Origin of the sequence: Embleya scabrispora, from assembly GCF_002024165.1 — a bacterium.
GTDB lineage: Bacteria > Actinomycetota > Actinomycetes > Streptomycetales > Streptomycetaceae > Embleya > Embleya scabrispora_A.
The window spans coordinates 3675885-3690086 of sequence record NZ_MWQN01000001.1; the positions used below are offsets into that span (position 1 = coordinate 3675885).

Genomic DNA, 14202 nt, shown 5'->3' on the forward strand with positions numbered 1-14202 from the left:
GCAACGAAGGCCGTTTCCCCGCGGCTGCCGACGATCGCTTCCGATCGATATCTGCGCTATGTGGGTGACCGATCAGCGCAACGTGATCATGAGACGAAGGCCCGCACGACCACGAGGCACACGCGCCCACGGCTACGCGGCGCACCCGCCCGATCCCCCGCCGAGAACTCCTCGACGCCGCGTCGCCGTGCCTGACAGCCTGGCCGCATGGCGAACCACGGTACGACGCTCGACTGCGACGCGATCCTGTTCGATCTCGACGGTGTGCTGGTGGACTCCCACCCCCTGATCGAACGCATCCTGCGTGCCTGGGCCGCCGACCGCGGCGTGGATCCGGACGTCGCGGTCGCCGCCTCGTACGGCCGCCGGGACATCGACCTCGTGCGCGTGGTCGCCCCCACGCTGGACGCCGAGGCGGAGGCCGCGTGGATCGTCGAACGCGAGGAACGCGACTTCACCGGCATCGTGCCGATCCCCGGCGCGGTCGGCCTGCTCGCCGCGCTGGCCCCGGCGCGCTGGGCGATCGTCACCTCCGGCACCCGCCGGGTCGCGCGGGGGCGCCTGCGCGCGGCGGAGTTGCCGGAACCGGTCCACATGATCACGGCGGAGGACGTCACCGAGGGCAAACCGGCTCCCGAGGGCTATCTGCGCGCCGCCGAGCTGCTGGGCGTACCGCCGCACCGCTGCCTGGTCGTCGAGGACGCGGAGAGCGGAGTAGGCGCGGCCGAGGCGGCCGGGATGCGCTGCCTGGGCATCGGCGCGGCGCTGGCCGACAGCCGGAGCGGCGCCGCGCTCGACGCCTGGGCCACGGATCTGCGATCGATCGATCCCGAACAGGTCACGGCCGAACACGTCCGGCTTAACATCCACCCGAATGGGTCAAACTAGGGACGCAACCTCTCGGGCCCCCATGGCGTCTACAAGGGTGCACGACTCGGGGAACACCACATTTTGGTTTGGGTCGGGAGAGGCCACCACTCGATGAAGAAGACACGTATATCCCTCGCGGTCGCCGTGACCGCGGTGCTGGCCCTGTCGGCCTGCGACTCCGGCTCGTCGAGTGATTCGACCGCCAAGGCGGGCACACAGTCGAACCTGCCCACCACCGTCTCGTCCGCGCCCGTCACCCCGAGTGCGGAGAGTACGCCCCCCGCCACGTCGGCCGCGCCGAGCAGCAGCGCCCCGACCAGCGCGTCGCCGACGGCTCCCGCGACGTCCGCGAAACCGGCCACGAGCAAGCCGCCGACTCCCAAGCCGCCGACCACGAGCAAGCCCCCGACGACGACCAAGCCCAAGCCGCCGGCCGCGCAGGCGGGCCTGGACGAGCGGTGCCTGACGGGTCGGGCGATCTGCATCGACAAGCGCACCGACCGGCTCACCTGGGTGATCGACGGCAAGGTGCAGTATTCGACCGCCGTGCGCTTCGGCTCGGCCGAGACGCCGACCCGTGAGGGCGCGTTCAGCATCAACTTCAAGAGCCGCGACCACGTCTCGACGATCTACCACACGCCGATGCCGTTCGCGATGTTCTTCTCCGGCGGCCAGGCCGTGCACTACTCGGCCGACTTCGCCGCCAACGGCTACAACGGCGCGTCGCACGGCTGCGTCAACGTCCGGGACAAGGGCCTGGTGCAGCGGCTCTTCAACGAGACCCGGGTCGGCGACAAGGTGATCGTCTACCGCTCGGCCAAGTAGGCCGCGCGTTCACCCATCCCGGCGTTGGGGACCGCTCGGCGGGCACGGCCGAGCGGTCCCGACCCCCGGGGGCCCCGCGCACCGTGCTCAGCGCTCGCGCGGGGCGCGCACCGTCTTGAACTCCGCCGGGCCCGCGCCCATCTCGAACGTGCCGTCCGGATAGAGCATCGGGCGGCGCTCCTGCATCAGCTTGGAGTACTTCTCCACGTGCTGGATCGAGACGCCCTCGGGGTCGGTGAAGTCGACCAGCGCGATCGCCACCCAGAACACCGCCCGCTTGTTGTTGAACAGCGGCACGTTCACCGTCGAGCCCTGGCCGTCGGTGACCTCGGCGTGCGCGCCGTACGACTTGAAGCTGCCGAAGCCGTTCTCGACCGCGCTGTAGGCGCAGATCAGCACGTAGCCCTGCTGGTCGGGCCGGGTGATCCGGACCGTCTCGCGGCCGGGTACGCGCGAGTCGCCGTCGAGCTTGATGTAGGGCGCGGAGTTCAGGCTGCCCAGGTCGCGGTAGTAGATCACCCCGTCGCTGTCGCCCTTGTTCAGCGCGCCCAGCTTCGATCGGGGCACGTAGAGCGCGTACAGGTCCAGGTCGGCGCCGGACTTGCGGCGGGCGTCGTTGCCGCCGTCCCAGACCAGGGACGCGGTGACGGTGATCGAGCGGTCGTCCTTGTCCATGCTGATCGTCGCCCGGCCGCCCTTGGCCAGGTCGACCCGGCCCAGCGGCTCCTTGGCCATCGAGATCGGCGCGGGCGCGGCGGGCGCGGGTGCGGCGGCGGGCTCCTTGACCAGGGCGTGCACCGGCGCGGCGGGCGCGGGAGTCGGCTCCGGCTCCGGTTCGTCCTCCACCGAGATGCCGAAGTCCGTGGCGAGCCCGGCCAGTCCGCTCGCGTAGCCCTGGCCCACCGCGCGCACCTTCCACGCGTCGCCGCGCCGGTACAACTCGACCAGCACCGCGACCGTCTCGCCGCCCTCGAACGCGCCGGCCGGGTAGGCGATCCGCGCGTCGCCGGAGGTGGTGAGCGCGCCCAGGCCGGGCACCTGGCCGAGGGTGGCCCCGGGCCGGTCCGCGTCCGCGCTCACCACGACCACCACCTTGGTGATCTCGGCCGGCAGCTTGGCGAGTTCCACCGCGACGTGCGTGGTCCCCGAGGGTCCCGCCGTGGTGCGCACCGCGCCGTCGCCGCCGACGGGATTGTTGAAGAACACCAGGTCCTCGTCGGTACGCACCTTGTGCGCGTCGGTCAGCAGCACGGCGGACACGTCCACGACGTCGGCCGAGGCCCACCCGATCGAGACCTCGGCGCGGTCGCCGGTCAGGGGCGCGTTGGCGCCGGTGGGCAGCGTGACGTCGGACATGGCGGGGCCTCCCGGTTGGACAAAGACGCCGTATCGCGCCGTTGTCCAGGGGAACGACCCTCCCGGCGACGACGTTCCGCAAACCTGAAACTTTACCCAAGCAGGGGTAAAGTCCCAGGTGACAAGCCTGTCCCGGGCTCGGTCAAACGCCCGACACCACCTTGTCGAACGCCTTTCTGGCCTCGGCGAAAAAGGCGGGCGCGCCCTCGGGCCCGGCGCAGAACACCTGGATCGGCAGATGCACGGCGGTGGCCCCGGCGGCGATCACCTCGGCCGCGCCGGCCATCGTGCGCGACAGGTCGAACCGGCCCGCGTCGTCCTTGACCAGCGGCAGCGGCCCCTGCACCCGCAATGCCCCCGGGTCGCGGCCGGCGTCGGCGAGGGCGGTCCGGATCCGCGCCACGTCCCGGGCCATGTCGGCGGTGGACAGGCCCATGATCGGGATCCAGCCGTCGCCGCTGCGCACGATCCGCGCCAGGTTGCGGGTGTTCAGCGTGCCGCCGATCCACAGCGGCACCCCGCCGGGCTGGACCGGCCGCGGCGCGCAGTAGGCGTCGGTGAAGTTCACCGTCTCGGACGCGAACGACGCGGGCAGGTCGGTCCACAGCGCCTTGCAGGCCGCGAGCGTGTCGGTGAGCAGTCGGCCGCGGTTGTCCCAGTCGATCCCGGCGGCGTCGTACTCCTCGCGCTGCCATCCCGTGGCCACGCCCAACTCCAGGCGCCCGCCGGAGAGTTGGTCCAGCGTCGCGGCGGTCTTGGCGAGCAGGGCGGCCCCGCGCAGCGGGGCGACGAGGATGCCGGTGGCGAGGCGCACCCGCGAGGTGACGGCGGCGATCGCGGCGAGCAGGGTGAGCGGTTCGGGCCAGTCCGCCTCGGGCGGGGTGGGGAAGCGGCCCCAGGAGTAGTTCTGCGTGTTCGGGCCCATCACCACGTGGTCCACCAGCACGATGCGGTCGATCCCCGCGTCGTCGGCCGCGCGACCGACGTCCGTGAAGCCGCGCCAGTCGCCGGCCGGCCAGCTGCCGAAGTTGGGCAGGCCGATGGAAAGTTGCACGTCAGTGCTCATCCGGATGCTCCGTCGAATCGGTGTCGGTGTCGGTGTCGGTGTCGGGCGTGGTGCCCGTGTCGGGCGCGGTGTCGGAGGCGCGGGGGTGACGGGGGCCGGGACCGGCGCCGGGTTCCGCGATCGGGCGCGGTGGTCGGTTCGGTCGCGGTGGGTGCGTCGGTCGCGTGGGTACGGGTGCCGGCGTCGGCGGGGCGTACGGGTCGCGGCCCGCGAGCGCCGCGTCGATCACCGCGTCGCCGAGCGCGGCCCGGGCGTACTTCTCGAAGGAGGGCGCGCGGCGCAGCTCGTTGCCGCCGTCCACGGCCAGGCTCTGCCCGGTGGTCCAGGACGACTCGGGGCCGGCGAGGTGGCGGACCGCCTCGGCGATGTCCTCGGGCAACCCGGTCCGGCCCAGCGGCTTGTTGGCCAGGAAGCCGGCGATCATCTCCTCGTCCGCGAAGATCCGCGCGTCCTCCCGCGAGCGCACCAGGCCGGGGCGGACCGCGTTGACCCGGACGCCGGCCGCGCCCAACTCGTCGGCGGCGGCCCGGACCAGCGCCTCCAGGCCCGCCTTCCCGGCCGCGTAGCCGCTCAGGAACGGCATGGTCAGCCGGGCCGCTGTGGAGGAGACGCAGACGATCGAGCCACCGCCGCGCGCGGCGATCACCGGCGCCGCGTACTTGATCGCCAGGAACGCGCTGTGCGTGTTGCGGTGCAGGTCGGCCAGGAACGCGTCATCGGCCATGGCCAGGATCGGCGCGGTGCTCCCGCCGCCCACCGTGGCCACGCACACGGCGAGCGCCGGGCCCGCCGCGCGGACCGCCTCGCGGACGCCGTCGGTGGTGCAGGCGTCGACCGCGACGTGCCGCACCTCGGTCCCGGCCGGCGCCCCCGCGCGCAGCCGTTCGGCGGTGGCGGCGAGCGCGTCGGCCCGGCGGGCGGCGAGCGTCACCGAGCAGTCGTCCGCCAACAGGCGGGCCGCACAGGCGGCGCCGATGCCGCCGCTGCCACCGGTGACCAGGGCCATGCGGCCGGCCAGGATCGCGGGCATGGGCGGGCTCCTCCAAGGGCGACCAGGGGGGCTGACGATCTGTCAGCTCACGGCAGACGTTACACCTCGAATCATTCGAGTTGTAACGAAGTTCGGCTAGAGTGTGGCCATGACCACGCCGGAGGGCGAGCTGCCCGGACTGACCGCGCTGCTCTACGCGGCCACCGCCCGCCTCGACGCGCACTTCGCGGCCTGCGCGGGAGCGATCGGGCTGACCGCGTCCCAGGCCAACGCGGTGCACGAACTCGCCGAGCCGCTGGGCATGCGCGAGCTGGGCCGCCGGATGTGCTGCGAGCCGCCGAACGTGACCTTCGTGGTGGACCGGCTGGTCGAGCGCGGCCTGGTCGAGCGCCGACCGCACCCGAACGACCGCCGGGCGAAGTTGATCGCACTCACTCCGGAAGGCGCCGAACTGCGCGCCCGCCTGTTCGCCGGCCTCGCCGTGGACCCGCCGCTGTCCGGGCTGGCGGACGCCGACCGACGGGCGCTGCGGGTCCTGCTCGACCGGGCCCTGAACGACGACTGAGCGCCGACCCTGGTTCTCCTCGACCCCGGCCACTAACCTGACGCGCCATCAGACAGTGCGGTGTCGCCCACCCCGGTGGCGCCGGGGACAGGAGTACGGCATGGCTGTGTTCGCGCTGCGTTTCGACTTCCGGAATCCGGCCTTCGCCGGGACGACCATGGGAGAGCGCTACGCCGCGGCACTCGACATGGTCGAGTGGGCCGACGAGCGCGGATTCTTCATGGTCACGCTGTCCGAGCACCACGGCTTCGCCGACGGATACCTGCCCGCCCCGCTCCAGTTCGCCGCCGCGATCACCGCCCGCAGCCGGAACATGGGCGTCACCATCGCCGCGATCCCCGCGCCGCTGCACGACCCGCTGCACCTGGCCGAGGAGTTGGCGGTGCTCGACCTGCTCAGTCAGGGTCGGGTGAACGTGGTGCTCACCAACGGTTACGTGGACACCGAGTTCGCGATGTACGACGTGCCGATGCGCGAGCGGGTCAAGCGCACCGTGGAGACCGTCGAGACGCTGCGCAAGGCGTGGACGGGGGAGGAGTTCGAGTTCCGCGGCCGGACCGTGCGGGTGACCCCCGCGCCGTTCCAAAAGGGCGGTCCGCCGATCATCCTCGGCGGCAGCGTCGAGGCGGCCGCCCGCCGGGCCGCGCGGATCGCCGACGGGTTCATGCCGTCCACCCCGGACATCTGGGAGTTCTACCGGGACGAGAAGGTCGCACTCGGCGAGGAGGACCCGGGCCCCTACTTCGGCGGCGACACCGGCTTCTTCCACCTCTCGAACGACCCCGACCGGGACTGGGACCGGATCGCGCCGCACGCGCTGCACGAGGTCAACGCCTACGGCGAGACGATGGCCAGGGCGGGCACCGCCGGGGTGGGCGGCTACGCGAGCGTCACCGACGCCGACGCGCTGCGGGCGGGCGGGCAGTACCGGGTGATCACCCCGGAGACCCTGGTGGCCGAGTTGAAGGCCCAGGGCGACGCGGCGTTCGCGATCCTGCACCCGATGATGGGCGGCATCCCGCCGGAGTTGGCCTGGGAGAGCCTGCGCCTGTTCGAGAACGAGGTACTGCCGAACCTGTAGCGGGCGCCGGGCGGCGGGCGACCCACCCCGGCCGCCCGTCGTCGGTCAGCGGTGCGGCGCGCCCGCCACGAAGTCCTTGGTGTGGTCCCACCACGTGCGCCGGTCGGGCGGGAACCGGCGCAGCGAGCGGGCCAGCTTGGTGTCCGCGTGCGGCGAGGTCCGCCCCGGGCCCTCCTTGTAGCGCCAACGCGCCCACGGCGACTCGGGCTTGGCGATCCGCACCGCCGAGACCATCGCCACGAACGGGACGAACACGCCGATCAGCCCGGTGGCCACCTTCCCCTTGGCCAGCGCGCACAACGCGAAGGCCAGGTTGAACACCACGATCACCGCGGCCACCGGCTTGCTGTCGCCGTCGCCCAGGCCGAGCGGGTTGGCACCGACGAACAGCAGTACGCCCATCGCGGCGGTGATCAGTACGGCGTCCACCGACTTGCGCCCGTCCGCGGCCCAGTACACGTCGTCCAGGTGTACGAGCAGCGCGAACTCGTCCAGGGTGAGTGCGGCGCCCATCCCGAAGAATCCGGCCAGCACCTGCCGCAGTGCGCCGCCCGGTTCGTAGGCGAACTCCAGCGCGCCCGCGATCAGCATCAGGAAGATTCCGTAGACCTGGTGGTGCACGTGCACCTTGCCGACCACCATGTTCCGGAACGGGCCCTTGCCCGCCCGGATCAGCCGGGTGATCAGCCTGGTCACCGCGAAGGTGAAGATGAACGCGACGAGCATCCAGCCGACGCCGTGGGGCCCGGCCTCGGCGTCGCCCGCCAGCCGAGCGGTGGTCGAGATCCAGCCCTGGTGCTGCACAGCCCGTCCCTGCTCGTGAATTCCGTGTGAGGAGGATTGTCCATGATCGAATGGACCGCGTGGCGCCATCGCCACTCCCGCGTGATGGCGACCGGATCGAATCGAGGTTAGGACGCGCATGGCCCTCCCCACGACTTCCACCGAGGTGACCTTCCCGGTCGGTGCCACCACCGGCGAAGCGCCGATCCTGGCGGCGCCCGTGCTGCCGGACGGGCGCACCGCCCTGGTGGTCGGGCGTACGCCGTTCCACCCGCTCGACCACACCTGGCCGGACCAGCCCGCGGACACGGGGGTGATCCGGGTGGCGGGCGCGGAACTGCCGGTGGTGGACTGCCTGACCGGCGGGGTCGGTCCGGACGGGACGTTCGCGGTCGGCGAGGCGATCCCGGTGCGGCGCGGTGACGAGGACTGGGCCTGGCTGGCGCTGCACGTGGTGGACCCGGCCCCGGGCGACCCGGCCGACCTGGTCGGCGCGGCGGCCGAACTCGTGGTCGACGCCGAGCGCCGGGCCGCGCTGAGCGCCGCGCACACCGCGTGCCACCTGCTGGCGTTCGCGCTGAACGCGGTGCTCGCGCCGCGCTGGCGCAAGGAGGTGCGCACCGACAGCCTGGGCCGCCCGGACTTCGACAACCTCGCGATCACCCGGTCCCGGCTGACCGAGGCGGGCAGCCGGGACGACTACCGGATCGGCAAGTCGCTGCGGAAGAAGGGCTTCACCGCGGACACGCTGGCCCGGGACCTGCCCGGGATCCGCGACGAGGTCGAGGCGCTGCTCGGCGAGTGGTTGAAGACCGACGCCGGGGTCCGGATCGAGGTGCCGGCCCCGGCGCTGACCGCGCGTCGGGTGTGGCACTGCGGGCTGCCCGACGGCGACGCGCACGTCCCGTGCGGCGGCTCGCACCTGGCCCGACTCGGCGAACTGCGCTCATTGGCGGTCGAGTTGACCCTGGAGGAGGACGGTGCGCTGGTCGCGCTGACCCGGCCCGAGCGGGTGTGAGCCGCAGTCCGATTCGGGTCCTCGGGAACCGGTCCCCCGGTGCGGACGTTACCTTCGGAAGGAAATCTCTTTACCCAACCATGACCTGGTCGGGGGGCTTCCGCTGTCCGCCATCGCCCGCTCCGGGAGGCACGTGCCGTGCAAACCATCGCCCTGGGTCCCTCGTTCCTGGATCCCGACAAGCTGATCTCCACGTTCGGCCTGATCGGCATCCTGGTCATCGTCTTCGCCGAGTCGGGCCTGCTGATCGGCTTCTTCCTCCCGGGCGATTCGCTGCTGTTCACCACCGGCCTGCTGGTGTCCGACGGCAAGTTCTCACAGCCGCTGTGGCTGGTGTGCCTGCTCCTGTGGACCGCGGCGGTGGTCGGCGACCAGGTCGGCTTCCTGTTCGGCCGCAAGGTGGGGCCGTCGCTGTTCAATCGGCCGAACTCACGCTTCTTCAAGCGGGAGAACGTGGAGAAGGCGCACGAGTTCTTCGACCGGTACGGCCCGCGCTCGATCGTGCTGGCCCGGTTCGTCCCGATCGTGCGCACCTTCACCCCGATCGTCGCGGGCGTGGCCCGGATGAAGTACCGCACCTTCGTCGTCTACAACATCGTCGGCGGCTTCCTGTGGGCGTGCGGGGTCACCGTGCTCGGCTACTCGCTGGGCCAGGTCGACTTCGTCCGCGACAACATCGAGTTCATCCTGATCGCCATCGTGCTGATCTCGGTGATCCCGGTGGCGATCGAACTCCTGCGCGCCCGCTCGACGTCGCGCACGCGGGCCGCGGCCGAGCCGACCGCGTCGACCGAGCCGCCGGCCCCGGCCGCGGGCCGGGGCCGGCACCGGGCGGGCGACGACCGGCGGGACGGGTAGGACGGCCGTTGCCACTGGGCCGTACGGGTGCCGGGCGCCAATAGAGTGCACGCCATGCGTGCTCAACTTCTGGCCCGGGCGACCCTGCCGTCCCTGTGGAGTCTCGACCGCATCCCGGGGGCGGCGGCCTGGCTCGCCCACGGCGTGGACGGTTCCCTCGTCGTGCTCGACGACTCGTTGGCGGTGGTCCGCGAGATCCGGCTGCCCGAGGACTGGAAGGGGGGCCACTCGGTCACCCCCGACCTGGCCCGCTTCGTCGCCTCGACACCCGACCGAGTCGTCGTGCTCGGCGCCGACGGCACCGAGGTGTGGTCCCACCCGCACGTGCCCTGGCAGTCCGAGGAGGCCGGGTCGAGCGCGGTCACCGCGGCCGGGATCTGGGCGGTGGTCCGCACCGCCGAGGGCGACCGGTGCGTGCTGTTCGACGCCGCGGACGGCGCGCCGCGCGCGATCCGGCCGGTGGCCCCCGCCACCGTCGGCTCCGAGTTGATCCCGCACCCCGACGGCGTACACCTGGGCCTGGCCGCGTCGCACACGGACGACGCGTACCGGATCTTCGTCCTGGCCTCGGCCGGTTCGGAGGAGGTCGCCGAGGTGCCGCCGGGGGACAGCCGGGTGCTCACCGACATCCACGCGTCGGGGCTGATGATGCTCACCACTCCGATCGAGGCCGGCCCACTGTCCCTGGTGCGCTTCCCGGACGGCGCGGTGATAGCGGCCCGACCGGGCGAGCAGGTCTTCCCCGACCCGGACGAGGTCTTCGACATCTACGCCGGCTTCCTGCGCCGCGACCTCGTGCTCGCGGCCTCCTCGGGCGAGCGGCACGTGCTCTTCTCGGTGCCGGATCTGCGCGCCGTCGCGGAGATCGAGTACCCCGAGGACGCGCCGCGCGAATGGCTCGTGGTGCGCTCCGACGGCATCTGGCTGACCGCCGACGCGGAATCCGGGACGGTCTGCGCGTGGACGCTGGAGTCGGGCGGCTGACCCGACGGCCGTGGCCGATCGGGAGCCCGATCGGCCGCGGCCGTGACGCGAGTTGGTACCGATGTTCGAGTCGGCTTCCGCGCACTGAGCCCATTGGCGGGAAATATGTCGCTTATGGTGCGTTTGTGACTACGGGTGGCTAGCGTGAGGAGACCTGCCCGGAATCGGAATCTCCGGTTCCCCTCGGTGCCCGCCGCTTGGAGGGAGACCGCATGCCTCGCCGATCGTTCATCCGCGCCGCAGTCCCTGCCGGACTCGCCGCCGTCCTCGTCCTCACGCTCACGCCCGAAGCCCTCGCCGACGACCCGGGCGGCGCCGGCTACCCCGGCGCCGACCAGGTGCGCCGGGCCCACGACGCGGTCACCGGCAAGGCCGACGACATCGCCCGGATCGAGGCCGAACTCGATCGCGAGGCAGGCGACCTGGCCCGGCTCGACATCCGCGCCGACGCCGCCGTCGAGGAGTACAACGGCGCCGTGGTGCTCCGGCGGCAGGCCCAGGACCGGGCCGCCGACGCCGACGTGTACCTGCGCACCGCCGACGCCCGCCTGACCCGGGCCCGGGACGAACTCGGCCGACTGGCCGCGCAGACCTACCGGATGGGCGGCGGCGCGGGGCTCGGCGCCTTCCGGGCGATGCTCGGCGCCGGCTCGCCCGGCGACCTGGTCTCCCGGTTGGAGAGCCTGCGGCGGATCTCCCAGGACGGCGACGACACGCTCCGGCGCGGCATCGCCGCCGTGCACGACGCCGCGGCCGCCAAGACCGACGCCGAACACAGCGCGGAAGCGGCCGGCCGGGCGACCGAGGCGGTGCGCGCGGCCAAGGACCGGGTCGAGGCCGAACTCGCCGCCCAACAGGGCCGGGTCCACGAGATCACCGCCCGGCACACCACGCTGCTGGCCGAGTTGGCCACGCTGAAGCAGTCCTCGATCGACCTGGAGACGCAGCGCCGGGACGGCCGCGCCGCCGAGGCGCAACGACGCGCCGAGGAGGAGGCCCGGGCCCGGGCCGAGGCCGACGCGGCCCGCGAACAGGCGCGCCGGGAGAAGGAGGAGGCCGACCGGCGGGCGGAGCAGGCGCGCCCGGCCGAGGCGGCGCGCGAGCAGGAGGCGGCCCGACCCGCGAAGCCGGGCACCGCCGCCGAGCCCGCCGAGCGGGTCGACGCCGTGGCCGCGAGCAAGCCCGCCCGCCCCGGCGACAAGGCCGCGGCCGACCCCGCCGGCGCGACCGCCGCGATCGCGTACGCGAAGGCCCAACTCGGCAAGCCCTACGTCTGGGGCGGCGAGGGGCCGAGCGGCTTCGACTGCTCCGGCCTGGTCATGCAGGCCTGGCGCCGGGCGGGCGTGAAGATGGCCCACTTCGCCGCCACCCAGTACTTCGAGAGCACGCCCGTGTCGTACAAGAACCTGCGCCCGGGCGACCTGGTCTTCTGGACCGAGACCAAGAGCGCCTCCGACATCCACCACGTCGCGATGTACCTGGGCGGCGGCAAGATGATCCACGCGCCGCGCACCGGCGACGTGGTCAAGATCAGCAACCTGTTCTACATGGGCACCCCGGACTACTACGCCCGCCCGTCCTGACTCCGCACGCGCGGACCGCCCCCCGACGCGCGGACGCGACAAGCACGGACGCCGATCGGCGGCAGCACCCCGAGAGGTGGCTGCCGCCGATCGGCGTTCGTCCGGGTCGGGCTACCGGGTCAGTGGTGGCCCTGCTCGGTGAGCCGCTTGCGCGAGGCCTCGACCTCGGCCTCGGCGTCGTCGCGGCCGACCCAGTTCGCGCCCTCGACCGACTTGCCCGGCTCCAGGTCCTTGTAGACCTCGAAGAAGTGCTGGATCTCCAGGCGGTCGAACTCCGAGACGTGGTGGATGTCACGCAGGTGCTCCACGCGCGGGTCCGTCGCCGGCACGCACAGGACCTTGTCGTCGCCGCCGGCCTCGTCCGTCATCCGGAACATGCCGATGGCGCGGCAGCGCACCTGGACGCCGGGGAAGGTCGGCTCGTCCAGCAGCACCAGCGCGTCCAGCGGGTCACCGTCCTCACCGAGGGTGTCCTCGATGAAGCCGTAGTCCGCCGGGTAGCGCGTCGAGGTGAACAACATGCGGTCGAGCCGGATGCGACCCGTCTCGTGGTCCACCTCGTACTTGTTGCGCGATCCCCGGGGGATCTCGATGGTGACGTCGAACTCCAAGGCTCCTCCATGTGCTGCGCCGGGACCGTTGCCGGGACCGTTAGGGTCGTTCTGTCCGCGAGGCCGAACCCGGCACAGGTCCCGGACAGAACCTGATCTGCACTCAGTGTCTCGCATGGCCGGTGGTCCGGCGGAAGGGGATGGTCTCGCGTGCCCGGCATGAGGAGCAAAGCGATCGCCGCGGCGTTGGCGGCCGTGCTGCTGGCCGTGCTCGTGACCCTCGTCCACGGATCGTGGAAGGGCGAGCGACTGGGCGCCCGGGCCGACGACGGCTCCGGTCGGGTCGCCGCGACGGCCGCGCCGCCCGTGCTCGTGCCGGTGTCCGGGGACCCGGCCGGAGCGACTCCGACCGAGGCCGGCATCCGGGCCGTGCTCGAGCCGCTGGGCCGTACGACCGCGCTCGGCGCGCCGCCCGCGGTCGCGGTCGTCGACGCGCTGACCGGACGCCTCCTGTACGGCGCCAACCAGGACCGCGCGGCGACGCCCGCGTCCACCACCAAGATCACCACGGCGGTGGCCGCGCTCACCGCGCCCGGCCCCGACCACCGGATCACCACCCGCGTGGTGCCCGGTCCGACGCCGGGCACCATCGTCCTGGTCGGCGGCGGAGACCCCACGCTGACCGCGCTCGACGGCCGGCAGTACAGCGGCTATCAGCCCGCGCGCCTGTCCGACCTCGCGGCGGCGACTGCGGCGGCGCTCAAGGCGAGCGGGACCACCCAGGTCAAGCTCCAATACGACACCTCGCTCTACACCGGCCCCGCGCTGCACGCGATCGGCGTCAACGAGAACATCGCCCCCGTGGTGTCGCTGATGGTCGACGAGGGCCGGGTGGACCCGACGGTGGTCGGCAAGGAGAGCAACCGGGTGCCCTCCCCGGGCGTCGACGCGGCGAAGAAGTTCGCCACGATGCTCAAGACCGCGGGCGTCACGGTCGACGGCGCGCCGACCCCCGGCACCGCGCCCGGCGGCGGCGCGCCCGAACTCGCCTCCGTACAGTCCCCGCCCCTGTCCGCCATCGTCGAGCAGATGCTCACCGTCAGCGACAACGACCTGGCCGAGGCGCTGCTGCGGCAGGTCGCGATCGCCAAGGGGCAGCCCGCGAGCTTCCAGGGCGGCACCGCCGCGGCCCGGCAGGTCCTGGAGGGCCTGGGCGTGACCTACGGCGCCTCCAACCTCAAGGACGGCAGCGGCCTGGACAAGGAGAACCGGCTCACCCCGCTGACCCTCGTACAGACCCTCTCGACCGCCGCGTCCGGCACCCACCCCGAACTGCGCCGGGCGCTGACCGGACTGCCGATCGCGGGCTTCACCGGCACGCTGACCGATCGGTACGGGCCGAACAGCGGCGCCGCCGACGCGGCCGGCGTGGTCCGGGCCAAGACCGGCTCGCTGACCGGGGTCAGCACGCTGTCCGGCCTGGTACGCGACCGGGACGGCCGACTGCTCGCCTTCGCGATACTGGCCGACCGCTTCACCGGCGACCCCGATCCGGCCCGCGCCGCGATCGACCGGATGGCCGCGGCGCTGGCCGACTGCGGCTGCGGCACCGCCGGCTGACCCGCATTCGTCCCGCCGGCGCGACGGTCCGCGGCCCGGCAAAACCGGAAC

At 72.8% G+C, this 14202-nt stretch carries 14 protein-coding genes; 9 read left to right on the forward strand and 5 right to left on the reverse strand.

The features are described 5' to 3' along the window. The first annotated feature begins 207 nt into the window (after positions 1 to 207). Positions 208 to 888, forward strand: a complete 681-nt coding sequence (locus B4N89_RS16240) for an HAD-IA family hydrolase (protein ID WP_078976542.1) — start codon at positions 208 to 210, stop codon at positions 886 to 888. A gap of 93 nt (positions 889 to 981) precedes the next feature. Further along, complete coding sequence (locus B4N89_RS16245; protein ID WP_078976543.1) at positions 982 to 1695, forward strand: L,D-transpeptidase; 714 nt, start codon at positions 982 to 984, stop codon at positions 1693 to 1695. 87 nt (positions 1696 to 1782) lie between these two features. Here the strand turns inward: B4N89_RS16245 and B4N89_RS16250 are convergent, their stop codons facing one another. The 3 genes from B4N89_RS16250 to B4N89_RS16260 all read right to left on the reverse strand — a co-directional run bounded on the left by B4N89_RS16250 (position 1783) and on the right by B4N89_RS16260 (position 5147). Beyond that, positions 1783 to 3051 carry a TerD family protein gene (locus B4N89_RS16250; protein WP_078976544.1) on the reverse strand — a complete coding sequence of 423 codons (1269 nt, stop codon included), beginning with the start codon at positions 3049 to 3051 and terminating at the stop codon, positions 1783 to 1785. Between the two features lie 142 nt (positions 3052 to 3193). After that, positions 3194 to 4117, reverse strand: coding sequence for a TIGR03619 family F420-dependent LLM class oxidoreductase (locus B4N89_RS16255; RefSeq protein ID WP_078976545.1), 924 nt, complete (start codon positions 4115 to 4117; stop codon positions 3194 to 3196). Next, positions 4107 to 5147, reverse strand: a complete 1041-nt coding sequence (locus B4N89_RS16260; protein WP_078976546.1) for an SDR family NAD(P)-dependent oxidoreductase — start codon at positions 5145 to 5147, stop codon at positions 4107 to 4109. The genes B4N89_RS16255 and B4N89_RS16260 overlap by 11 nt, the downstream gene beginning before the upstream one ends. Before the next feature lie 109 nt (positions 5148 to 5256). On the opposite strand from B4N89_RS16260, the gene B4N89_RS16265 reads away from it, so the two are divergent. Both B4N89_RS16265 and B4N89_RS16270 read left to right on the forward strand, forming a co-directional pair. Then, positions 5257 to 5673, forward strand: a complete 417-nt coding sequence (locus tag B4N89_RS16265) for a MarR family winged helix-turn-helix transcriptional regulator (RefSeq protein WP_078976547.1) — start codon at positions 5257 to 5259, stop codon at positions 5671 to 5673. Between the two features lie 100 nt (positions 5674 to 5773). After that, a complete protein-coding gene (locus B4N89_RS16270; RefSeq protein ID WP_078976548.1) occupies positions 5774 to 6754 on the forward strand; it encodes an LLM class flavin-dependent oxidoreductase in 981 nt (326 codons plus the stop codon). Between the two features lie 45 nt (positions 6755 to 6799). Here B4N89_RS16270 and B4N89_RS16275 read toward each other — a convergent pair whose 3' ends face one another. Continuing rightward, positions 6800 to 7558, reverse strand: coding sequence for a hypothetical protein (locus tag B4N89_RS16275; protein WP_078976549.1), 759 nt, complete (start codon positions 7556 to 7558; stop codon positions 6800 to 6802). A 118-nt stretch (positions 7559 to 7676) separates the two neighbouring features. On the opposite strand from B4N89_RS16275, the gene B4N89_RS16280 reads away from it, so the two are divergent. From B4N89_RS16280 to B4N89_RS16295, 4 genes are all read left to right on the forward strand, one after another. After that, positions 7677 to 8555 carry a metal-dependent hydrolase gene (locus B4N89_RS16280; RefSeq protein ID WP_078976550.1) on the forward strand — a complete coding sequence of 293 codons (879 nt, stop codon included), beginning with the start codon at positions 7677 to 7679 and terminating at the stop codon, positions 8553 to 8555. A 138-nt stretch (positions 8556 to 8693) separates the two neighbouring features. After that, positions 8694 to 9413 carry a DedA family protein gene (locus B4N89_RS16285; RefSeq protein ID WP_078976551.1) on the forward strand — a complete coding sequence of 240 codons (720 nt, stop codon included), beginning with the start codon at positions 8694 to 8696 and terminating at the stop codon, positions 9411 to 9413. 54 nt (positions 9414 to 9467) lie between these two features. Next, complete coding sequence (locus tag B4N89_RS16290; protein WP_078976552.1) at positions 9468 to 10397, forward strand: hypothetical protein; 930 nt, start codon at positions 9468 to 9470, stop codon at positions 10395 to 10397. A 212-nt stretch (positions 10398 to 10609) separates the two neighbouring features. Then, positions 10610 to 11980 carry a C40 family peptidase gene (locus tag B4N89_RS16295; RefSeq protein WP_078976553.1) on the forward strand — a complete coding sequence of 457 codons (1371 nt, stop codon included), beginning with the start codon at positions 10610 to 10612 and terminating at the stop codon, positions 11978 to 11980. 119 nt (positions 11981 to 12099) lie between these two features. Here the strand turns inward: B4N89_RS16295 and B4N89_RS16300 are convergent, their stop codons facing one another. Further along, on the reverse strand, positions 12100 to 12591 hold the full coding sequence (locus B4N89_RS16300; RefSeq protein ID WP_078976554.1) for an inorganic diphosphatase: 492 nt from the start codon (positions 12589 to 12591) through the stop codon (positions 12100 to 12102). A 159-nt stretch (positions 12592 to 12750) separates the two neighbouring features. On the opposite strand from B4N89_RS16300, the gene dacB reads away from it, so the two are divergent. Beyond that, positions 12751 to 14151, forward strand: a complete 1401-nt coding sequence (dacB, locus tag B4N89_RS16305) for a D-alanyl-D-alanine carboxypeptidase/D-alanyl-D-alanine endopeptidase (RefSeq protein WP_078976555.1) — start codon at positions 12751 to 12753, stop codon at positions 14149 to 14151. Positions 14152 to 14202 lie beyond the last annotated feature (51 nt).